We start from the raw sequence: 21,356 nt of genomic DNA, 5'->3' as shown, positions 1-21,356 counted from the left end.
GGGCGCGGGCGGGGGGGGGTCGTGTTCCCCCCAACCGCCGCCCCCCACCCCCCCGGTGACGGCGCGTGGTTTTGCGGGGGGGGGGCCCGCCCCCATACGCCGGCAGCGCTGAAATTGCACGAAAACCGTCGACCATACGGATCGCCAGCTTCGCGGCTCACGCCGCTCCTACAAAAGGATGGCGCCCCGGGCCCGTTGGCCTTCAAAGATGAATGGCCGCCGCCATGGCCCGGCAACCAACAGCCTGAACCTCCAATCAGGACTGTTTGTGGCCTGATTTGTAAATACAGGACAAAGGTGATTAAATTTACCGGTTCGTTCCAATGATGGGCTCAATCCATGCAGGACCTCAACGACCTCTACTACTTCGCCATGGTGGTCGACCATGGCGGCTTTGCTGCCGCCGAGCGGGCGCTGGGCATCCCGAAATCACGTCTCAGCCGGCGCATCAGCCAGCTTGAGACCGATCTTGGAGTGCGCTTGCTGCAACGTTCTACGCGCCGCTTTGCGGTCACCGACGTTGGTACCAGCGTGCATCGGCATGCGCAGACCATGCTTGCCGAAGCGCAGGCTGCGCGCGAAGTCGTGGACAGGCTCAGTGCCGAGCCGCGTGGGCTGGTGCGTGCCAGCGTGCCGGTGTCGCTGGCGCAGATGCAACTGCCCAAGCTGCTGCCCAAGTTCCTCGAGCAGTACCCGAAAGTGCGGCTGCAGCTGAACATCAGCAATCGCCGTGTCGACATCATCAATGAAGGTTATGACGTGGCCCTGCGGGTGCGCTCGCGCCTGGACGACGACGGCAGCCTGGTGATGCGCAGCTTCGGCCAGGTTCAGGAGTTGCTGGTTGCCAGCCCCGCGTATCTGGATCGGGCAGGGCGGCCGGCTTCGCCGGAAGACCTGGGCAATCACGTCACCTTGAGCATCAGTGAAGACGAAGCGCGCCAGCGCTGGGAACTGCACGGTCCAGGCGGCGAAGTGCGTCGGGTTGAGCTGCAGCCGCGCGTCGCCGGTTTCGATTTCCCCTTGTTGCAGGCCATGGTCAAGGATGGCTTCGGCATCACCATGCTGCCGGAAACCGTCTGCGCCGAAGCCGTGCGCAACGGCGAGCTGGAAGTGGTGTTGCCGGACTGGTCGCTGCCGCAGGGCATCTGCCATGCGGTGTTTGCCTCGCGACGCGGGCTGTTGCCGGCGGTGCGGGTGTTCATCGACTTCCTGGCCGAACACCTGCCGACCGAGCTGGAAGCCTCGCGTTTGCATTGTGGCGGCGCCTGCGAGCGGGCCAAGGAGAAGATCCGCGCCTCGATGGCCGGTTCGCTGGCAATCGAAGCGGGTTGAACAAAAAAGCCCGCAGGCATGCGAGAATGCGCGCCCCGGAACCTTATCCGGGGTAGTAGTACGTTAAGGGCAGATGGCCGAGCGGTTTAAGGCACCGGTCTTGAAAACCGGCGAAGGGTCAAACCTTCCGTGGGTTCGAATCCCACTTTGCCCGCCAGATATTCAAAAAAGCCGCTGACGCCAGCGGCTTTTTTGTGTGCGAAGGCAAGATGTCTGCGCAGTTGATCGTAGCGGAATGACACCGGTATCGGTCAATCAGGACAGTTACGCTGGTAAAATGGATACAGCTTGGGGGAGCTGCGCGCCCGGGCAGGCATGGGCTCGTCGCGGCAACACCTTCAAGCGTCCGCGTTGGGATTCATGGATTTACGAAAACTTATTTTGGTGCTCACGTTGATCGGAGCACTGGTGCCGTTCGCCAATACGTTCTATGCAGGCTACACCGTGCAGCGTCAGCAGCTGGTGGATACCACGCTGGACGGCAACTACGCCTACGCCAACAAGCTGGCCAAGAGCACCGAGGACTTCCTGCAGGCGTCCCAGCTGCAGCTGGCCTACACCGCGCAACTGCTTGCCACGCAAATGGACGACGTCTCCCAGTTGGGGGAAGAAGCTGCGCGCCTGCGCATGATGAGCAAGAGCTTCAACTCCATCACCATCTTCGACGCGAGCGGCAAGGTGTTGGCGACCTCGCCTGAAACCATGGGTCTGCAAGGGCGGGTGCTCAACAGCGAGGCGGTGAAGACCGCCTTGCGTGAGAAGCAGCCGTTGATCAGTGCGCCGTATCAGTCGGCGACAGGTAACTTCATCGTCTTCATCAATCATCCGATCGTGTCCGCGTCCGGCAGCTATCTGGGCGCGGTCGGTGGTGCGATCTATCTGCAGAAGGAAAACATCCTCGACCGTCTGCTCGGCCAGCACTTCTATGTGGACGGTTCCTACCTGTTCGTGGTTGATAAGCAAAAACGCATCATCTATCACCCCAATCCGGGCCGGATCGGTGATTTTGTCGAGAAGAACGTCGTGGTCGACCGCGTGGCCTCGGGGCAGGCGGGCAAAGGGCATGCGGTCAACTCGCAAGGCGTGAAAATGCTGGCTGGCTACGCGCCGGTAGCCTCGACCGGCTGGGGCATCGTCGCCCAACGCCCTGAAGAGGTCACGCTTGCACCGTTGACCCAGCTGATGCAGAGCACGCTGTACAGAGCGCTGCCAGCGACGATCCTGACCTTGATCCTGGTTCTGTGGAGCGCGCGACTGATCTCGCGTCCGCTGCGCTTGTTGGCAGATGGTGCGCGCAATATGGAAGACCCGTCCTCGGCCAAGGACATTCGTTCGGTGAAATCCTGGTACTTCGAGTCGCGCGAGCTAAAGAAGGCCTTGCTGATCGGCGTTGATGCGATCCACAAGAGCTTCAGCAAGCTGCGCGAGGACACCACCACCGATCCGCTGACCAAGCTGGGCAACCGGCGCCGCTTGGATGAAGCGCTGGCGAACTTCGAGAGTCAGGGCAATACGTTCTCGGTCATCTCGATCGATATCGATCACTTCAAAAGGGTCAACGACAGCTACGGCCACGCTGTCGGCGACGTGGTCCTGCAGCAGCTTTCCCAGCGCATGCGTGAGGCCTGCCGCGCCTATGACGTGCCGCTGCGTGTCGGTGGCGAGGAGTTCCTGATTCTGCTGCCATCCACCACTCCGGTGACGGCGACGCAGGTAGCCGAGCGTCTGCGCGTGGCGGTGGAGGAAATGAAGCTTGCCAAGGTCGGCGCGATCACGATTTCGCTGGGTGTGGCCAATTGGCCGCAGAGCAGTTTCGAGATCCACGCCGTACTGAAGGCTGCCGATGAAATGCTGTACGCATCCAAGCGCGGCGGTAGGAACCGGGTGTCGGTGCAGCAGCGTGAGTCCGATAACAGGCCCTAGATCTGCCGTGATTGGTGCTGGGGACCAGCGGTGAGACTTGGGGGTGCCTACGCATTCTGCGATCCCATATTGGGCATTTTCCTACATACAGGCAAGTAAACTACTTGCATGATCGTGGGTCCGCTGCGCGCTTCGCAGTCTCGTACAGGACGTACGTCATGCATCAGCCTTTTCTTCGTTTTGTCGTCGGCGGCATCTTCTCGCTGCTCCTGCTCGTTGGCTGTGACCAAGAGGGCAACGTGTCCCTTGCCGGCAAGGCGGCGGAGCTGGAGGCAACCAGCAAGTTCCGGGTAAACATGCGCCCGACGCTAAGCAGCGCACAAGCCATATCCAACCTGCTCCAGGGTACGGGGCTTGGAGTTGAAGGGCAGGCGGAGTTGCCGGGTTACAGCGATATCGAGTTCTTCCCTATCGCCAGCACCGACGCCATCGAGGCAATGGGGGCATCTTCCTTCAGTCGTAGAGATGAAGCTCCGATTGTTGTGTCAGGTATTGATTTCGACAAAAACTTCGCCTTTCTTGTGGCACACCCAAGCTCCAGTTCATCAGGGGCGATGAGCTCTGGCCAGTACGCGACCTACTTCAGCAAGGTGCTGCCGTCCTATGAGAAGGACAAAGTGGTGCTGCGCATCGATGCCAGCCGGCTTGGCGATATTGATCCCATCACCGCCATCAGCGGAGGTTGGGAGGGCAGCATCTATACGGTTGAACGTAAGGGGCGCGACAAGCTGGAAGTGCGGCTCTATGACGAAAGCTACGTCTATTCGCTCGCAGCGGACGCTGCCACTGGCATGCCCGAGGCAGCTGCGGCAACCGCGCAGTAGGGCGGTTTTGTCCCCGATCCCGATCAGGTCGCGGGGCGGTTGCAGGACGTAGTGGGCGCGGCTTGACGTAAAATGACCGGGTCGGGCCTGGCCCTGGTTGTCGGAGTTGTATCCATGTTTTCTGAGGCGCGCAGCGTGCCTGCTGCGGTACGGTTGCTGTGCCAGGCCTGTCCTGGCGGCTCGTGGGTCGCGTCCGGTGGTCGCTTATGACGGACGGTCCAGCCAACGACAGCACCGAAGCGGCAGCCGATACGCATTGGATGCGTCACGCCTTGGCCTTGGCTGATCGCGCGCAGCGCGAGTTCGACGAGATTCCGGTGGGCGCGGTTCTGGTCGGTGCCGATGGCACGCTACTGGGCGAGGGCTGGAACCTCAATATTGCCAATCATGACCCCAGTGCGCATGCCGAGATCGTGGCCATGCGCCAGGCGGGCAAGGCGTTGGGCAATCATCGATTGGTTGGCAGTACCTTGTATGTCACGCTGGAGCCCTGCGCGATGTGCGCGATGGCCTTGGTGCATGCGCGGATCGCGCGGGTGGTGTTTGCCGCCACCGATCCCAAGACCGGCGCCTGCGGCAGCGTATTCGATCTGCTCACCGACCCACGCCACAACCATCGCGTGCAGGTGCAGGGCGGGGTGCTGGCGCAGGAGGCCAGCCTGCGCCTGACCAATTACTTCCGGGCCAAGCGCGGCCGCCCGCTGCTGACCCCTGACGACCTTTGACGCAGCCCCTACCTTCGGCAGGGGTATCATGTGTGCTTCGATATTCCGGCCGTGCGGCGCTTGATCGCCGGCCCCAAGCACGAGGCAGCACATGGCGGACAGCAGCGCAGGCAATGATCGGTTGATCTGGATTGATCTGGAGATGACCGGTCTGGATACGGACAACGACTCCATCATCGAGATCGCAACCGTCGTCACCGATGGCCAACTCAATGTGTTGGCCGAAGGTCCTGAGTACGCCATCAATCATTCCCTGGCCACGCTGGAAGCGATGGATGAGTGGAACCGCAACCAGCATCAGCGCTCGGGCCTGTGGCAGCGCGTGCTGGACAGCACCACCACGCTGGGCCAGGCCGAAGCCAAGACCATCGCCTTCCTGCAGGACTGGATCAAGGCCGGTGCCTCGCCGATGTGCGGCAACTCGATCTGCCAGGATCGGCGCTTCCTGCACCGGCAGATGCCGCGGCTGGAGAAGTACTTCCATTACCGCAACCTCGATGTATCGACGATCAAGGAATTGTCCAAGCGCTGGTCGCCTGCGGTGGCTGCCGGGGTTACCAAGACGTCCAGCCACACCGCACTGAGTGACGTGCACGATTCCATCGCCGAGCTGCGTCACTACCGGCAGTTCATGGGCGTGCTGGCGGGTTTGCCGGAAGTCGGCTGAACAGCATGAGCGATCTGGTTCCTCGTCTGCAGGACAACGCGCAGGATCTGGCTGATCTGGAGCGGGCGGTGGGCTTGCTGGAGTCGCCCACGCTCACCGCCAAGATGGCCAACCTGATCGGCGGGCCATTGGAATTCGCGGTGCGCAAGCTGCCCACGGCGGTGTCTTCGCGCATCCAGGGCGTCACCGAAGCGGCCTTGTACAAGGCCGCGCAGACGGCGCTGTGGACGATGGATAACAAGCAACCCGGCAAGCCTGCATCACCACGCCTGCACAAGCTGGCGGCGGCGGCTTCTGGCGCGTTGGGTGGGGCAGGTGGCCTGCCAGCACTGGCGATCGAGTTGCCGCTGTCGACCACCATCATCATGCGCGCGGTCGCCGATGTCGCCCGCAGCGAAGGTTTCGATCTGAACGAGATGGCGACCAGGCAGGCGTGTCTGGAAGTGTTCGCGCTGGGCGGCAATTCCGGCCAGGACGATGCCAGCGAGACCGGCTATTACCTGGCGCGTGGCTTCACCACCGAGGTAATGCGGCACTTGTCTGCAGAGCTGGCCGGCAGCGCGATCAGTGGCAGCCACGGTGTGCTGCTCGGGCTTGGCCCCAAGGAAGCCGGCAAGTGGCTGGCCAGGATCGTCGAGAAAATCGCTGCCCGTTTTGGTGTGGTGGTGTCGGAGAAGTTTGTCGCGCAGGCGGTACCGGTGATCGGTGCGGTGGCTGGCGCCACCTTGAACACCATGTTCACCGCCTATTACCAGGACATGGCACGCGGACATTTCATCATCAAGCGGCTGGAGTCGAAGTATGGCTTCGATACCGTGAGGCTGGCGTACGGCGGGATTACCGGCCGTCTGCGTCTTTGATGCGGCCTTTCCTGCGCGGGTAGTTTGCCAGGGCGTTGCCTTCACCTGTTGCGAAGCCCATGCTGGCTAGCCTGTGGCTTTCCTACGGAGCGAGGTGGTCATGAGCCAGTACAAGATCGCGGTTTTCGTCGGCAGTCTGCGCAAGGAATCGATCAACCGGCGGCTGGCGCTGGCGTTGGAGAAGCTGGGGGGTGATCGGGTCAAGTTTGACTACATCCATATCGGCGACATCCCGCTCTACAACCAGGATCACGATAGCCAGTTCCCGGCGCAGGGCACGCGCATGAAGAACCAGGTGCGCGCCGCTGACGCAGTGCTCTTCGTCACTCCTGAATACAACCGTTCGATTCCCGGTGTGCTGAAAAACGCTATCGACACTGCCTCGCGCCCCTACGGCGACAACGCCTTTGCCGGCAAACCGGCAGCGGTGGTTGGCAGCTCCATCGGTGCCATCGGCAGCGCCTTGGCCCAGCAGCATCTGCGCAATGTGCTGGTGTTCGTCGATCTGGCGGTGATGCCGCAGCCGGAGGCCTTCCTGCACTTCAAGGACGGGCTGATCGAAGCCGATGGCAGCATCAGCAACGATGGCACCCGTCAGTTCCTGCAGGGCTTTGTCGACAAATTCCTGACTTGGATCGAGCGCCAGCACCAAGCCTGAGGGTACCGCTGGCAGGGCGGTGCAGATGCTGCTCATGCGATAATCCGCCCCCGGCGCTGCAATGGCGTCGGGTGCTTGTTTCTGTATGCCAGCCCAACCCCACGCCCACGCAGGCTTGGGTTGTGGACAGGTTATCCACAGACTTGTACGTATCCCGGTGGGCAATGCCCACCTACCATGGCCGCACGGCCTTATTGCAGGAATAACGCTTTTCATGTCCGCCCGTACTGGTTTCCGTTCCGACCGCGACCGCGGTGACCGCAATGACCGCTCCGATCGCAGCGATCAGCGCATCGACGCCTTGCGCGTGCCCCCTCATTCGGTGGAAGCCGAGCAGGCCGTGCTTGGCGGCCTGATGCTGGCGCCCGAGGCCTACGATCGGGTCAACGAGGCGCTGACCGACAAGGACTTCTACCGGCGTGACCACCAGCTGATCTACCGCGCGATCCGCGAGCTGTCCGAGCGCGATCGTCCGTTCGATGCGGTGACCCTGGGTGAATGGTTCGAGTCGCAGGGCAAGTTGGACATGGTTGGCGATGGTGCCTACCTGATTGAACTCGCCAGCACCACGCCGTCGGCGGCCAATATCAGCGCCTATGCCGAGATCGTGCGCGACAAGGCAGTGCTGCGGCAGTTGATCCAGGTCGGCACCGACATCGTCAACGATGGCTTCCAGCCGGAAGGGCGTGACAGTTCAGAGCTGTTGCAGACCGCGGAAAAATCGGTGTTCGCCATTGCCGAGCAGGGCGCGCGCGGGCGCACAGACTTTGTCGCCATGCCGGGCGCATTGAAGGATGCCTTCGAGGAGTTGCGCAACCGCTTCGAGAACGGCGGCAACATCACCGGTCTGCCGACCGGTTACAACGACTTCGATGCGATGACCGCCGGCCTGCAGCCGACCGATCTGATCATCCTGGCCGCGCGTCCGGCCATGGGCAAGACCACCTTCGCCTTGAACATCGCCGAATACGCGGCGATCAAGTCGAAGAAGGGCGTGGCGGTGTTCTCGATGGAAATGTCCGCATCGCAGTTGGCGATGCGTCTGATTTCCTCCAATGGCCGCATCAATGCACAGCGCCTGCGTACCGGCCAGCTGGAGGACGAGGACTGGAGTCGCGTCACCGGCGCCATCCGCATGCTGAAGGAAACCAAGATCTTCATCGACGATACGCCGGGCGTGTCGCCGGAGATCCTGCGTTCCAAGTGCCGCCGGCTCAAGCGCGAGCACGATCTGGGCTTGATCGTGATCGACTACCTGCAGCTGATGAGCGTGCCGGGCAACAGCGAAAACCGCGCCACCGAAATTTCGGAAATCTCGCGTTCGCTCAAGGGCCTGGCCAAGGAGCTGCACGTGCCGGTGATCGCGCTGTCACAGCTCAACCGCTCCTTGGAAACCCGTACCGACAAGCGCCCGGTAATGGCCGATCTTCGCGAATCCGGCGCTATCGAGCAGGATGCGGACATGATCGTCTTCATCTACCGCGACGATTACTACAACAAGGAAAATTCGCCGGACAAGGGCTTGGCCGAGATCATCATCGGCAAGCACCGTGGTGGTCCCACCGGCTCATGCAAATTGAAGTTCTTCGGCGAGTACACCCGCTTTGACAACCTGAGCCACGATTCGGTCGGTTCATTCGAATAAGCGGGAGCTGCTGCATGTCCACCGCCATTGTCTGGTTCCGCCGCGATCTGCGGCTGCGTGACAACCCGGCGTTGCAGGCCGCGATCGAAGCTGGCCACGATGTCATCCCGGTCTACATCCATGCGCCGCAGGAAGAGGGTGCATGGGCGCCGGGCGCGGCCTCCGATGCATGGCTGCATCATTCGCTGCAGCAGCTTGAAGCGCAGTTGCGCGCCATCGGTTCGGCCTTGGTGTTGCGCAGCGGCGACAGCATGGCGCAGCTGCAGTCATTGATTGCCGAAAGCGGGGCTGAGGCGGTTTATTGGAATCGAAAGTACGAACCGGCCACGCAGTCGCGTGATGCGGCGATCAAGCGTGGCCTGCGCGAGCAAGGGCTGCAGGTGGAGAGCCATAACGGCTATCTGTTGTTCGAGCCGTGGGAACTGGCCACACTGCAAGGCGGACCGTACAAAGTATTCACTCCGTTTTGGCGCAACGCGTTGACCCGTTGGCGGCTGCCTGAGCTTTCCGAGGCGCCGCGCAAGTTGAGCTCGCCGAAGCTGTCGGGCCTGTCCTTGCAGGCACTCGCGCTGAAGCCGCATCTGGGGTGGGATGCCGGTTTCTGGGAGCACTGGCAGCCCGGCGAAGCTGGCGCGCAGGAAGCACTGGAAGTCTTTGCCGATGGCGCGCTCAACGGCTACCGCGAGCAGCGTGACCTGCCGGATCGCACCGGCACCTCGTTGCTGTCGCCGCACCTGCATTTCGGCGAGATCGCGCCGTGGCGGATCGCGTACACGCTGGAAGGCATGCGCAGCGCCGGCCGTGATGCGGACATCGATGGCTATATCCGCCAGCTGGGGTGGCGCGAGTTCTCCTGGCACCTGCTGCATCATTTCCCGCAGACCAGCGACGTCAATCTCAATCCGCGCTTCGAGCGTTTCGCTTGGGCGCCAGCACAACCCGCGCTGCTGGAAGCCTGGCAGCAGGGCCGTACCGGTATCCCCATCGTCGATGCCGGCATGCGTGAGTTGTGGGCGACGGGTTACATGCACAACCGCGTGCGGATGCTGGTCGGCAGCTTCCTTTGCAAGCACATGCGCATGCACTGGAAGGAGGGCGCACGCTGGTTCTGGGACACGCTGGTGGATGCCGATCTTGCCAACAACAGCATGGGTTGGCAGTGGATTGCCGGTACCGGCGCGGATGCCGCACCGTATTTTCGCGTGTTCAACCCGGTGACGCAGGCGCAGAAGTTCGATCCAAACGCCCGCTACATCAGCCGTTGGGTACCCGAACTGGCGGCACTGCCGGTGAAGGCGCGGTTCGCGCCCTGGCAGTTCCCGCAGCTGCTAGCCGAGCACGCGCCAAGCTACCCGACCCAGCCCTTGGTGGATCTTGCGCAAGGGCGCGATGCGGCGCTGGCTGCTTACCAGCGTGGTCGCTGACACTGGCTTAACGTGCAAGACAGTTAGATGAATGGACACCTGTGACGAAGGTTGAGGATCACGCAGGTAATGCGTCGCGATGTTTATGCTTGCCCGGCAAATCCACGCTGGCCAGTCCGGCCTATCAGGAGACTCAGATGACCACCCTTACTGTTGTTCGTAATCTTTCCATTGGCTTGGTGGCGGCAGCCGTCCTCTCGGCCTGTGCTACCGGTGGCTCGTATGTGCAGCAGGACCAGTACGGCAATCAGACCCAACAGCAGAACAAGACCGGCAAGGGCGCACTGATCGGCTCGGCCATTGGTGTTGCTGCCGGTCTGCTCAGTGGCGGCAACGCCACCGAGCGTCGCCAGCGTGCGATGGTGGGTGCCGGTATCGGCGCACTCGGCGGTGCTGCAGTTGGCAACTACCAGGACCGTCAGGAGCGCGCACTGCGTGAGCGCACTGCCAATACCGGCATCGATGTGCAGCGCGAAGGTGACAACATCACCTTGAGCCTGCCCGACGGCATCACCTTCGATTTCAACAAGACCACCTTGAAGCCGCAGTTCTATGGTGCGCTCAATGGTGTTGCCAGCACCTTGAGCGAGTACAACCAGACCATGATCGAAGTGGTCGGTCACACCGATAGTATCGGCACCGATGCGGTGAACAACCGTATTTCCAAGGAGCGTGCTGATGCGGTGGCGGCGTATCTGACCGCGCAGGGCGTGCAACGCGAGCGCATTGAAACTCTGGGCGCAGGCAAGGCCTATCCGATCGCCGACAACAGCACCGAGGCAGGCCGCGCGCAGAACCGCCGCGTCGAGATCCGGGTGATCCCGCTGCGTTCCTGATCGAAGCAGTTGCTTGATGCTGTAACCGAAGGGCCGCGCAAGCGGCCCTTCTGCTGCCGCTCTGTAGTTGTTGATGTTGCCTCTCCCGCTGGCGGGAGAGGATGCCCCCGCGAACGCGGGGGTAGGTGAGGGCGCTCTTCGCTATAAAGCTGAGAAGCTGAAAAGCTCCCCTCATCCGGTGCTGCGCACCACCTTCTCCCGCAGGCGGGAGAAGGGAGCAAAGACCAAGCGCAATAGCCAAGCCAACAGCCACAGCCACAGCCACAGCCACAGCCACAGCCAACGCTACTGCGCAACCACCACGCTGTTACGCCCCTTGCCCTTGGCCTCGTACAGCGCAGTATCAGCACGCGCAAACCAGTCCTGCCAACGCTGCTCGCCGGCATACATCGCCGCACCTACCGAGATGGTGATGCGGCCGCCTGGTCCACGCAGCGATTCATAGACCGCTTTGCGTAGGCGCTCGGTAAAACGGACCAGCGCTTCATGGCTGCCAGTATCGGCAAGAATCACGAACTCCTCGCCGCCAAAACGAAATACCTGGTCGTTCTCACGCAATTCAAAACGCAGGATCGCAGCCAGGTCGGACAGGGCGGTATCACCGGCGCCATGACCGTAGTGATCGTTGACCTCTTTGAAGTTGTCGATGTCGATCACCACCAGGCCTTGCCGGTAGCGTTCATCGCGAACGCCATCGATATGCGCTTGCAGTGATTTTTCCAAAGCACGCCGGTTGGGGACACCGGTCAGTGCATCCAGCGATGCCAGCATCTCCAGGCGAGTGCGGTCGCCTTGCAGGCGGCGTGAGAAGTGGTAGCCAAAGCCGAACACCAGCACTATCACGGTCAGGGCCTGCAGGTGTGCAGGGTGACCGAGCAGCACGTTTGGCATGAGCAACAGGCCAGCAACCAGCAGCAGATTGAGCGGGGTGGCGATCTGGTTGCGGACGATGAAGAAATTGGACATCAAGGTCAGGTAGGTCCACGGCAGTGCGTCGCTACCCAACTGCCAGGCGGAGAGCAGGCTGCCGCCTACCGTGCTCAGGCACAGCAACACGCCGCCTGTCTCCAGGCGGGGCTTGCGCTGATGGATCCATACGCTGGCCAGCAGGGCCAGTGCTGACAACAGACAGCTGGTTGCGGCAACAAGGCGCTGCCCGTCGAACCATAGCCAGATCGAGAAGAACAGCAAGGCCAGCGTGGTGACCGGAGCAATGGTGCGCAGCGGCACGCTGCGCAATGCCTGGGGCAGGGACGGATGCGATTTTATGGAGGTTTTAGCGTCCATATGCTGCAAAAGATAGCAGTGACGCTGTGTTTTTCGTATTCACCTGAATAGAGGCGCTCAGCCTCTGGCGAGCTTTGTGCAGATGGAGTACAAATGTACTCCATGACTGACCTCAGCCCGCGCCGTGCCGCCATCCTTCGCTATATCCGTGACCAGGTGAATGGGCACGGACAGGCCCCCTCGTTGGCCGAGATTGCCGCCGCCTGTGGGCTGGCATCGCGCGGTGCGGCGCGCAAACACGTACTGGCCCTGAGCGATGCCGGCCTGATCGAGGTGGCTAGCGGGCAGGCACGTGGGATTCGTCCGGTGGGACTCGCGCCGCGCGTGGAGCTGCTGCAGGTGCCCATCCTTGGCCGGGTCGCGGCGGGCACGCCAATTGGCGCCGATGCCGAGCTGGTCGATACCCTCGCGTTGGATGAACGCCTGTTTGCCGCGCGTCCGGATTACCTGTTGCGGGTGCAAGGCGATTCAATGATCGACGACGGTATTTTCGATGGCGACCTGGTCGGGGTCAGGCGCAGCAGCGATGCGCGCAACGGGCAGACGGTGGTGGCGCGGTTGGACGGTGAGCTGACCATCAAGCGGCTGTCGCGCAGTGGCGCCACGCTGCGGCTGCTGCCGCGCAACCCGGCTTATGCACCGATTGAAGTGCAGCACGATCAGGACTTCGCGATCGAGGGCGTGTTCTGTGGCCTGGTGCGGCGCGGCTGATGGGTGCGGTTGTTGCCCTCGATAGTCTGCTGCACGAACGCCGGGTCTGGCGTGGTCGGCCTGCGCCGTTGCCGGCCAGCCGTCAATCCACGGGCTATGCGCAACTGGATGACGTTCTGCCTACCGGTGGTTGGCCGGAGTCCGCGCTGAGCGAAATTCTGTTGCCGGCGGAAGGCGTAGGTGAGCTGCGTCTGCTATGGCCGTCATTGGCACGATTGACCCAGGCCGGTGAGCGCGTGGTGCTGGTGGCGCCGCCGCATATTCCGTATGCACCGGCTTGGCAGGCGGCGGGTGTCGATCTGCGTCAGTTACAGGTGGTGCAGGCCACCGATCAACGTGATGCGCTGTGGGCCACTGAACAATGCCTGCGTTCGGGCAGTTGCGGTGCCGTGCTGTGCTGGCCGCAGATGGCCGAGGACAAAGCCTTGCGACGGTTGCAGGTGGCGGCCGAATCGGGGCAGACGCTGGGCTTTGCCAGCCGCCCGTTGCAGGCGGCGAAGAATCCTTCGCCAGCCGCATTGCGCATCGCCATCGATGCGCAGCCGGCGCAGCTGCGGATATTGAAGTGCCGCGGCGGCATGGTGCCAACGCGCCCATTACCCTTTGCCCGGGGGCAGTAAGCGATGCGCTGGGCCTGCATTCTATTGCCGCACCTGGCCATGGACGGCGTGTTGCGTGCCTGTGCCGAGCCAGAAGCGGCGCGGGTGTTGATCAGTGGGCCCAGCCAACGTCGGGTGCTGCACGCGGTCAATCCCGCAGCGGCGGCTTTGGGCTTGAAGGCGGGGCAGTCGCTGGTGACGGCGCAGGCGCTGGCAACCGGTTTTGAAATACACCCGTACGAGGCCGATGCGCAGCTGCACTGGCATCAGTTTCTGGCGGCTTGGGCCTATCAATTCAGCTCGCAGGTCAGCCTGCAATATGCGCAGGCGCTGATCATCGAAATAGAGCACAGCTTGGCGCTGTTCGGGCCGTGGCCGAAGTTCGAGGCGCGTCTGCGGCAGGAATTGGACGCCTTGGGCTTCCGTCACCGCATCGCATTGGCACCCAATCCGGTGGCTGCACGCGCACTGGCCAATGCACGCGATGGCTTGAGTGTGGATGAGGCTGGCTTGGCCGAATTGCTGGGGCAGCTGCCGGTGGCGCGAGCCGGTTTTGGTACCAGTGCATCGGCGGCATTCGCGCGCATGGGTATCCGTACCGTCAAACAATTGCAGGGCTTGCCACGGGCCAGCATCAACCGGCGCTTTGCGCCGGATGTACTGCGCCAGCTGGATGCCTTGCTCGGTGAGCGGGCTTTTGTATTGCAGCCGTATCAGCCGCCGGATGTATTCGAGCTGCGCATCGAACTTGGCTATGAAGTGGAGTCTTCGCAGGCGCTGCTGTTCCCGCTACGGCGCCTGACCTCGGACCTTGCCGCGTTCCTGGCCGGACGCGACGGCAGCGTGCAGCGCTTTGCGTTGTTGCTGGAGCACGAGGACCGGGCGCCCACCACGCTGGAGATCGGCCTGCTGGCGGCCGAGCGCGATGCCAGCCTGTTGTTCGAGATCGCCCGCAGCCGCCTGGAGCAGGCCAAGATCCCGGCGCCTGTGCGTCAGTTTGGTCTGCGCGCCGATCAGTTGCCGGCGTTTGTGCCAGAACACCGCGAGCTGTTCGATATCCGTCCGCAGCAGAGCATGCCGTGGGAACAATTGCGCGAACGTCTGCGCGCCCGCCTGGGCGATCAATCCGTGCATGGCCTGCGCGTGCATGCCGATCATCGCCCCGAATATGCCTGGCGTGGCGAGGCTGCTCCAGCTGCAGTTGCAGCTGCAACAGCCAGTAACTTGCCGTCACCAGTACGTCCAGGTTGGCTGCTGCGCACGCCACAGCCTTGGCCGGGTGCAAGCCCGGAATTGTTGTCGGCGCCGGAACGGATCGAGAGTGGCTGGTGGGACGGCGATGACGTGCGTCGTGATTACTACCGGGTCAGCACGCGCTTTGGCCAGCAGGCATGGGCGTGGCGCGAGGTGGGCGGCGAGGGCGGCTTCATGCTGCAGGGCTGGTTCGCATGACTACCGCTTATGCCGAACTGCATTGCCTGTCCGCTTTCAGTTTCCAGCGGGGCGCATCGACTGCGGATGAATTATTTGCGAGGGCAAAAGCGCATGGTTATCAGGCGCTGGCAATCACCGACGAATGCACGCTTGCTGGCATTGTGCGTGCCTGGCGCGCGTCCAGGGAAACCGGTTTGCAGTTGATTGTCGGCAGCGAAATTCAACTGGAAAACGGCGCCAAGCTGGTCCTGCTGGTGGAAAACGCCGCAGGCTATCAAACCCTGTGTTGGCTGATAACACAGGCAAGGCGGCGGGCGGAAAAGGGCGAATACCGACTATTGGCCGAGGACCTGGCGGCGATTGATCGCAGCGGCCTCCTGGCCTTGTGGTTGCCTGCGGCACAAGTGGAACCTGCAGAGGGCATGCAGCTGCGTGAGTGGTTTCCGCAGCGCTGCTGGATTGCGGTGGAACTGCATCACGGTGCCGATGATGAGGCGCGTCTGCAGCAGCTGCAGGCATTGAGCGCACAGCTGCAGCTGCCATTGGTGGCCGCTGGCGACGTGCATATGCATGCACGCGGACGCCGGGCGCTGCAGGATGTGATGACGGCCATCCGCCACCGCGTCACTGTCGCCGAGGCCGGGCAGCGCTTGTTCGCCAATGGTGAGCGGCATCTTCGCCCGCTGCAGGCGCTGCAGGCGATCTATCCAGCCGAGTTGTTGCAGCAGACGCTGTGCATCGCCAAGCGCTGCGCCGGGTTCGACCTGAAGGAAGCAGTCAACTATCTATACCCCAGCGAGGTAGTACCCGCCGGTTACACCGCGCAGTGCTGGCTGGCGGAGCTGGTGACGCGTGGTGCAGGCAAGCGTTGGCCGGATGGAACCCCGCTGCAGGCGCAGGCCTTGATCGAAAAGGAACTGGGCCTGATCGCCAAGAAAAAGTACGCCTCGTATTTCCTCACCGTGCACGACCTGGTGGCCTATGCGCGCAGCATCGGCATTCTTTGCCAGGGACGTGGCTCTGCCGCCAATTCGGTGGTGTGCTTCGTGCTTGGAATCACCGAACTTGACCCTTCGCACAGCCATCTGTTGTTTGAACGTTTCATCTCGGATGACCGCGATGAGCCGCCGGATATCGACGTGGATTTCGAGCACGAGCGGCGCGAGGAGGTCATCCAGTATGTGTTCTCACGCTATGGCCGCGAACGGGCCGCCTTGGCTGCTGTGGCGACACAGTATGGCGGGCGCGGCGCGTTGCGTGATGTTGCGCGGGTACTGGGCATGCCCGGCGATGTGATCACCCAGCTGACCTCCAGCATCGGCCAGTGGTCGGACAGCGTGCCCGAGGAGGAGCGTTTGCGTGAGCATGGTTTCGATCCGGACAGCCCGCTGCTGCGACGCATCCTGATACTGGCCAACGAGCTGATCGATTTCCCTCATTACCTGTCCCAGCACCCGGGCGGCTTCGTCATTTCCGAACGCGCCCTGCACAGTATGGTGCCGGTGGAAAACGCGGCGATGGAGGCACGCACCGTCATTCAATGGGACAAGGACGATCTGGAAACGCTGGGTCTGATGAAGGTTGACGTGCTGGCTTTGGGCATGCTCACCGCCGTGCGTCGCTGTTTCGACCTGATCCAGCGTTATCGCGGGCTGCATTTCACCCTGGCGACGATCCCGCAGGAAGACAAGCCTACCTACGCGATGATCAGTCGCGCCGACACCATCGGTGTGTTCCAGATCGAATCGCGCGCGCAGATGGCGATGCTACCGCGGCTGAAACCGCAGACGTTCTACGATCTGGTAGTCGAAGTGGCCATCGTCCGCCCCGGCCCGATTCAGGGTGACATGGTGCATCCCTACCTGCGCCGGCGTACCGGTGAGGAGTTGATCAACTATCCCTCTGAAGCCTTGAAAGAAGTGCTTAAACGGACCTTGGGAGTGCCGCTGTTCCAGGAACAGGTGATGCAGATCGCGATGGTCGCGGCTGGCTACAACGCCAGCGAAGCCGATGGCCTGCGTCGTTCGATGGCGGCCTGGAAGCGCCACGGCGGGCTGGAGCCGCATCGGTTGAAACTCACCGAAGGCATGCTTGAACGCGGTTATCCGCTGGAGTTCGCCGAGCGCATTTTCGAGCAGATCAAGGGCTTCGGCAGCTATGGTTTCCCGGAGAGCCATGCGGCAAGTTTTGCGCTGATCGCCTATGCCAGCAGCTGGCTGAAATGCCACCATCCAGCCGAGTTCACCTGCGCACTGCTCAACAGCCAACCGATGGGTTTCTACAGCCCCGATCAGCTGCTGCAGGATGTGCGACGGCACGGCGTGGCGACACGACCGCTGGATGTGCGTTACAGCGGCTGGGACTGTTCGCTGGAGCGGGAGCGGGATGGTGAGCGGCTGGCGATTCGTTTGGGCTTCTGCCTGGTGCGTGGCTTCAACGCCGAAGACGCGCTGCGGATCGAGCAGGCGAGGGCACAGGCTGCGTTTACGGATATCGCCGACCTGTGCCGACGGGCTGATCTGGATGCACGCGCACGCGCCTTGCTGGCCGATTCCGGTGCCTTGCGCGGCATGGCCGGCAACCGCCACCGCGCGCGTTGGGCTATCGCCGGTGTCGAAGATCAGCGGCCGCTATTTGACGATCAGCCAGCGACGGCCGAAGCCGTTGTCGCCTTGCCGATGCCCAGCGCTGGTGAGGATCTGAACGCCGATTACGCCTTGCTCGGGACTACCTTGGAGCTGCACCCGCTGGCGCGTCTGCGGCGGCAGCTGAGTGCGCGTCGTTGCCGCAGTTCCAAGGATCTGGAAAGCATGCGCAGCACCGGCAATGTGCTGGTGGCAGGGCTGGTGCGCGGGCGGCAGCGGCCAGCAACCGCCAGCGGCGTCACCTTCATTACGTTGGAAGACGAGTTTGGCCAGATCAATGTGGTGGTCTGGCGGCAGCTGGCCGAGCGCCAGCGGCAGGTGTTCCTGGAAGCACGGCTGATGCAGGTCAGCGGCAGGCTGGAAGCCGAGAACGGCGTGCGTCATCTGATCGCACGCCGCCTGGATGATCTGTCGCCGCTATTGGGCAGCCTGGACGTACGCAGCCGCGACTTCCATTGATGGTCGGCGGAAAGTCGCGTCGCGAAGGCGTGCCGGAATACTGGCGCGTAACTACACTGCGTTGAAGCTCGCCGCCAGGGTGCCAACCACCAATACCCAGCCGTCCACCAGCACGAACAGCAATATCTTGAACGGTGCCGAGACCAGCATCGGTGACAGCATCATCATGCCCATCGACATCAGCACGCTGGATACGACCAGGTCGATGATGACGAACGGGATGAAGATCAGGAAGCCGATCTCGAAGGCGGTTTTCAGCTCGCTGGTGACGAACGACGCAACCAATACCGGGAAGGGGATGGCATCCGGACTGGCGTACGGCCCTTGCCCAGCCAGACCAGCGAAGGTCATCAGGTCGGTCTCGCGCACCTGCGCAAGCATGAAGGCACGCAGCGGTGCGGTGGACAGCTGCCAGGCGGTCTGGAAGTCGATCTGACCATCCAGATACGGCGCCATGCCGGTGGACCACGACTTGTCCCAGACCGGCATCATGATCATCGCGGTCAGGAACAGGGCCAGACCAAGCAGGATCTGGTTGGACGGCGTCTGACCGGTGCCAAGTGCCTGCCGCAGCAGGCCGAGCACGATGATCACGCGGGTGAAGGCGGTGAGCACCAGCAGCATCGATGGCAGCAAGGTGATTGCCGTCATCAACAACAGGGTCTGCAACGGCAGGCTGACCGGCGCACCGCCGATCTTGCCGACGTTTACATCCGGCAGTGCCGGTACCTGCGGGCCGGGTGCGGCCCAGGCAAACAGCGGCAATGCCAGCATTGCCAACACGACCAGCAGCTGCCAAAACGTACGTGAGTTGAAGCCGTGTGAGTAAAAGCGTTGGCCCGACATCATCAGGGTTCCTTGCGCAGCTTCTGTGCCAGCAGCTGGGCGAAATTCGGTAGTTGTTTGAGATTGGGCAGGGCCGGGGCAGGCGTCTGCGGCAGCGGTTCTGGCAACTGGTGCAAGGTGCTGATGCCACCGGCGGTAATGCCCAGCAGCAGCTGCTGACCATTGACGTCGACCACCACCACGCGCTCCTTGGCGCCGACATTGATGCTGGCGACCACTTTCAGGCCTTCGGCCGGGCGGAACGCGCCGCCGGGCATGCGCTTGAGCAGCCACCCCAGACCGATGATCAGGCCCAGCACCAGCAGCAAGGTGAAGAACGCGCCGAACAGGCCGGGCGCGCTGGCCGCATGCTGGCCGACCGGCGTCGCCGCCTTGGCGGCCGGTGCGGCATAGGCGAGCAATGCGATCAACGCAGTCTCCGGATGCGCTCGCTGGGGCTGACCACGTCGGTCAGGCGCACACCGAAGCGATCATTGATGACGACAACTTCACCGTGCGCGATCAAGGTGCCGTTGACGAACACGTCCAGTGATTCGCCAGCACCGCGCTCCAGTTCCACCACCGAGCCCTGGTTGAGCTGTAGCAGGTTGCGGATTGGCAGGCGCGCGCGGCCTACTTCCAGTGACAAGGTCACCGGTACGTCGAGGATGACGTCCAGATCCAGATCGGTGCTGACGCTGTTGTCGGCCTGCAGGTTGCTGAACTGTGCCGGCGTAGCGGCGTTTTCAGCTTCGGGGGAGTGGTTGTCATTCATCGGTGTTTTCCTGAATCACGGGAACGCTGGGACGCTTTCCCGGAGGATGGGTTGCAGTGATCTTGATGGCGTTGCGTTCGTTGGATACGCCAAACTCACCGGTGAAAACCGGGATGCCTTCCACGCACAGCGGCACCTGCTTGGGCATATCGATCGGCAGCACATCGCCGATCTTCAACTTGGTCAGCTCGCGAAGGCTCATGCGGCGTTTGGCCAGCACGCTGGAAAGCTCGACTTCAGCGGTGTCCAGCTGCTCGCGCAGCATCACCGCCCAGCTTTCGTCGCGGTCGTTGCGGTCGCTCTGGATGCCGGCGTCGAGCAGTTCGCGGATCGGCTCAAGCATCGAGTACGGCAAGGTGATGTGGATGTCGCCGCCACCGCTGTCGAGCTCGACGTGGAAACGGCTGACCACCACGTATTCGCGCGGGCTGACGATGTTGGCGAAGTGCGGGTTGATCTCGGAGTTGATGTAGTCGAAATCGACGTTCATCACCGGCCCCCAGGCTTCGCGCAGATCGGTGAATGTCTGCTTCAGCAGCAACTGGATCACGCGCATTTCGGTAGCGGTGAACTCGCGGCCTTCGATGCGGGTGGGGTAGCGACCGTCACCACCAAAGAAGTTGTCGACGATGGCGAACACCAAGGTCGGTTCGAATACGATCAGCCCGGTACCACGCAAAGGTTTGAAGCGGATCAGGTTGAGATTGGTCGGCACATACAGCGAATGCAGGTAGTCGCCGAACTTGATCAGCTCGATGCCGCGTACCGACAACTCGGCCGAGCGCCGGATCAGGTTGAACAGGCCGATGCGCCACAACCGCGCAAAGCGCTCATTGACCATTTCCAGGGTCGGCATGCGGCCACGGATGATGCGGTCCTGGCTGGCGAAGTCGTATGAACGCGCTTCGCCTGGCGCCGCCTCCGGTTCGGCGGTATTGACCGAGCCGGAATCGACGCCATGCAGCAGGGCGTCGATCTCGTCTTGGGACAGCAGGTCGTTGATGCTCATCGTGGCGCCTTACTGGGTCACAAAGCTGGTGAACAACAAATCGTCGACACTGTTCTGGCCGGTTTCGGCCTTCATCAGCTTCTTCACTTCGGCCAGCGCCGAGGCCTGCAGCTTTTCCTTGCCCGCGCGGTCGGCGATCTGCGCCGGCTCGACCTGCGAGAACAGCATCAATAATTTGGCGCGGATGGCCGGGGCATGAGTTTGCAGCGCGGTCAGTGCCAGCGGATCGCGGGTCATCAGCTGCACTTCGACCTGCAGGTAGCGCGGGCCGTCAACGGGGCCGCTGAGGTTGACCACGAAGGCCGGGTCCAGCGCGAAGTACTGGGCAGGCGCCGGTGTCTTGGGCTTGGCTTCCTTGCTCGCTTCGGCGTGGTCCTTGCCCTGGGTGAAATACCAGACGCCGCCGCCGGCTGCGGCTGCAGCAAACACGGCGATCAGGGCAGGAACCAACAACGAGCGCTTCGGTTTGCTTGCCGCTTCCTTGGTGGGTTCAGCTTTGCGGTTTTTATCAGCGGCAACGGCCACGTGGAGCTCCTCAGGATTGCTGCCCAGTCAGATGCAAGGGCTGTGCCGGAGGAGGTGAAAGGGCCGATGGCGGGAATTTGACGCGGGGCGCGGGAGCTTGTGTCGCTGTAGGAGCGGCGTAAGCCGCGAAGCTGACAATCTGAAACGCTATAGGCTTAGCCGCGTTCGCCCCTCCCACAAACGTTACTGCTCT

The 21,356-nt window shown here is 62.5% G+C and carries 20 protein-coding genes and 1 tRNA gene; 15 read left to right on the top strand and 6 right to left on the bottom strand.

The window, feature by feature from the left end; translation table 11 throughout:
* The first annotated feature begins 339 nt into the window (after positions 1–339).
* The 11 genes from ACVOK8_RS16540 to ACVOK8_RS16490 all read left to right on the top strand — a co-directional run bounded on the left by ACVOK8_RS16540 (position 340) and on the right by ACVOK8_RS16490 (position 10,894).
* A complete protein-coding gene (locus tag ACVOK8_RS16540; RefSeq protein ID WP_481514745.1) occupies positions 340–1,332 on the top strand; it encodes a LysR family transcriptional regulator in 993 nt (330 codons plus the stop codon).
* Positions 1,333–1,399: 67 nt separating this feature from the next.
* A tRNA-Ser gene (locus ACVOK8_RS16535) sits at positions 1,400–1,489 on the top strand.
* Positions 1,490–1,716: 227 nt separating this feature from the next.
* The gene (locus ACVOK8_RS16530; protein WP_481567775.1) at positions 1,717–3,255 is read left to right on the top strand and encodes a sensor domain-containing diguanylate cyclase; all 1,539 of its coding nucleotides are present in this window, start codon (positions 1,717–1,719) and stop codon (positions 3,253–3,255) included.
* A 158-nt stretch (positions 3,256–3,413) separates the two neighbouring features.
* Entirely contained in the window at positions 3,414–4,079 is a 666-nt protein-coding gene (locus tag ACVOK8_RS16525; RefSeq protein ID WP_481567774.1) for a hypothetical protein, read from the top strand.
* Between the two features lie 206 nt (positions 4,080–4,285).
* Positions 4,286–4,804 (top strand): tRNA adenosine(34) deaminase TadA, encoded by a 519-nt coding sequence (gene tadA / locus ACVOK8_RS16520; RefSeq protein WP_481567773.1) that lies wholly within the window; start codon positions 4,286–4,288, stop codon positions 4,802–4,804.
* 91 nt (positions 4,805–4,895) lie between these two features.
* Positions 4,896–5,471, top strand: coding sequence for an oligoribonuclease (orn, locus tag ACVOK8_RS16515; protein ID WP_481567772.1), 576 nt, complete (start codon positions 4,896–4,898; stop codon positions 5,469–5,471).
* A 5-nt stretch (positions 5,472–5,476) separates the two neighbouring features.
* A complete protein-coding gene (locus tag ACVOK8_RS16510; RefSeq protein WP_481544720.1) occupies positions 5,477–6,331 on the top strand; it encodes an EcsC family protein in 855 nt (284 codons plus the stop codon).
* A gap of 100 nt (positions 6,332–6,431) precedes the next feature.
* Positions 6,432–6,989, top strand: coding sequence for an NADPH-dependent FMN reductase (locus ACVOK8_RS16505; RefSeq protein WP_481567771.1), 558 nt, complete (start codon positions 6,432–6,434; stop codon positions 6,987–6,989).
* 214 nt (positions 6,990–7,203) lie between these two features.
* On the top strand, positions 7,204–8,634 hold the full coding sequence (locus tag ACVOK8_RS16500) for a replicative DNA helicase (RefSeq protein WP_481511325.1): 1,431 nt from the start codon (positions 7,204–7,206) through the stop codon (positions 8,632–8,634).
* A 14-nt stretch (positions 8,635–8,648) separates the two neighbouring features.
* On the top strand, positions 8,649–10,058 hold the full coding sequence (locus ACVOK8_RS16495; protein WP_481567770.1) for a cryptochrome/photolyase family protein: 1,410 nt from the start codon (positions 8,649–8,651) through the stop codon (positions 10,056–10,058).
* Between the two features lie 137 nt (positions 10,059–10,195).
* A complete protein-coding gene (locus ACVOK8_RS16490; RefSeq protein ID WP_481567769.1) occupies positions 10,196–10,894 on the top strand; it encodes a YiaD family glycine zipper/OmpA-like lipoprotein in 699 nt (232 codons plus the stop codon).
* Between the two features lie 285 nt (positions 10,895–11,179).
* Here ACVOK8_RS16490 and ACVOK8_RS16485 read toward each other — a convergent pair whose 3' ends face one another.
* Positions 11,180–12,124 carry a GGDEF domain-containing protein gene (locus ACVOK8_RS16485; protein WP_481567768.1) on the bottom strand — a complete coding sequence of 315 codons (945 nt, stop codon included), beginning with the start codon at positions 12,122–12,124 and terminating at the stop codon, positions 11,180–11,182.
* Positions 12,125–12,283: 159 nt separating this feature from the next.
* Between ACVOK8_RS16485 and lexA the strand changes: the two genes are divergently transcribed.
* The 4 genes from lexA to ACVOK8_RS16465 are packed head-to-tail and all read left to right on the top strand — an operon-like array spanning position 12,284 to position 18,029.
* The gene (lexA, locus tag ACVOK8_RS16480; RefSeq protein WP_481567767.1) at positions 12,284–12,892 is read left to right on the top strand and encodes a transcriptional repressor LexA; all 609 of its coding nucleotides are present in this window, start codon (positions 12,284–12,286) and stop codon (positions 12,890–12,892) included.
* A complete protein-coding gene (gene imuA / locus ACVOK8_RS16475) occupies positions 12,892–13,512 on the top strand; it encodes a translesion DNA synthesis-associated protein ImuA (RefSeq protein WP_481567766.1) in 621 nt (206 codons plus the stop codon). Before lexA ends, imuA begins: the two co-directional genes overlap by 1 nt.
* Before the next feature lie 3 nt (positions 13,513–13,515).
* The gene (locus ACVOK8_RS16470) at positions 13,516–14,943 is read left to right on the top strand and encodes a Y-family DNA polymerase (RefSeq protein ID WP_481567765.1); all 1,428 of its coding nucleotides are present in this window, start codon (positions 13,516–13,518) and stop codon (positions 14,941–14,943) included.
* The gene (locus ACVOK8_RS16465; RefSeq protein WP_481567764.1) at positions 14,940–18,029 is read left to right on the top strand and encodes an error-prone DNA polymerase; all 3,090 of its coding nucleotides are present in this window, start codon (positions 14,940–14,942) and stop codon (positions 18,027–18,029) included. The genes ACVOK8_RS16470 and ACVOK8_RS16465 overlap by 4 nt, the downstream gene beginning before the upstream one ends.
* 51 nt (positions 18,030–18,080) lie before the next feature.
* Here ACVOK8_RS16465 and fliP read toward each other — a convergent pair whose 3' ends face one another.
* The 5 genes from fliP to ACVOK8_RS16440 all read right to left on the bottom strand — a co-directional run bounded on the left by fliP (position 18,081) and on the right by ACVOK8_RS16440 (position 21,163).
* Positions 18,081–18,803 (bottom strand): flagellar type III secretion system pore protein FliP, encoded by a 723-nt coding sequence (gene fliP, locus ACVOK8_RS16460; protein ID WP_481567776.1) that lies wholly within the window; start codon positions 18,801–18,803, stop codon positions 18,081–18,083.
* Positions 18,804–18,877: 74 nt separating this feature from the next.
* A complete protein-coding gene (gene fliO, locus ACVOK8_RS16455) occupies positions 18,878–19,285 on the bottom strand; it encodes a flagellar biosynthetic protein FliO (protein ID WP_481567763.1) in 408 nt (135 codons plus the stop codon).
* Positions 19,282–19,629: a flagellar motor switch protein FliN gene (gene fliN / locus ACVOK8_RS16450; RefSeq protein ID WP_481567762.1), complete on the bottom strand. Its 348-nt coding sequence runs from the start codon at positions 19,627–19,629 to the stop codon at positions 19,282–19,284. The genes fliO and fliN overlap by 4 nt, the downstream gene beginning before the upstream one ends.
* Positions 19,622–20,638 carry a flagellar motor switch protein FliM gene (fliM, locus tag ACVOK8_RS16445; protein WP_481510816.1) on the bottom strand — a complete coding sequence of 339 codons (1,017 nt, stop codon included), beginning with the start codon at positions 20,636–20,638 and terminating at the stop codon, positions 19,622–19,624. Before fliM ends, fliN begins: the two co-directional genes overlap by 8 nt.
* 9 nt (positions 20,639–20,647) lie before the next feature.
* Positions 20,648–21,163 carry a flagellar basal body-associated FliL family protein gene (locus ACVOK8_RS16440; protein WP_481544708.1) on the bottom strand — a complete coding sequence of 172 codons (516 nt, stop codon included), beginning with the start codon at positions 21,161–21,163 and terminating at the stop codon, positions 20,648–20,650.
* Between the last annotated feature and the right edge of the window lie 193 nt (positions 21,164–21,356).

This window comes from Stenotrophomonas sp. STEN083, assembly GCF_056759195.1.
The sequence above is the reverse complement of the archived record's forward strand: the minus strand, read 5'-3'. Positions and strand labels throughout refer to the sequence as shown.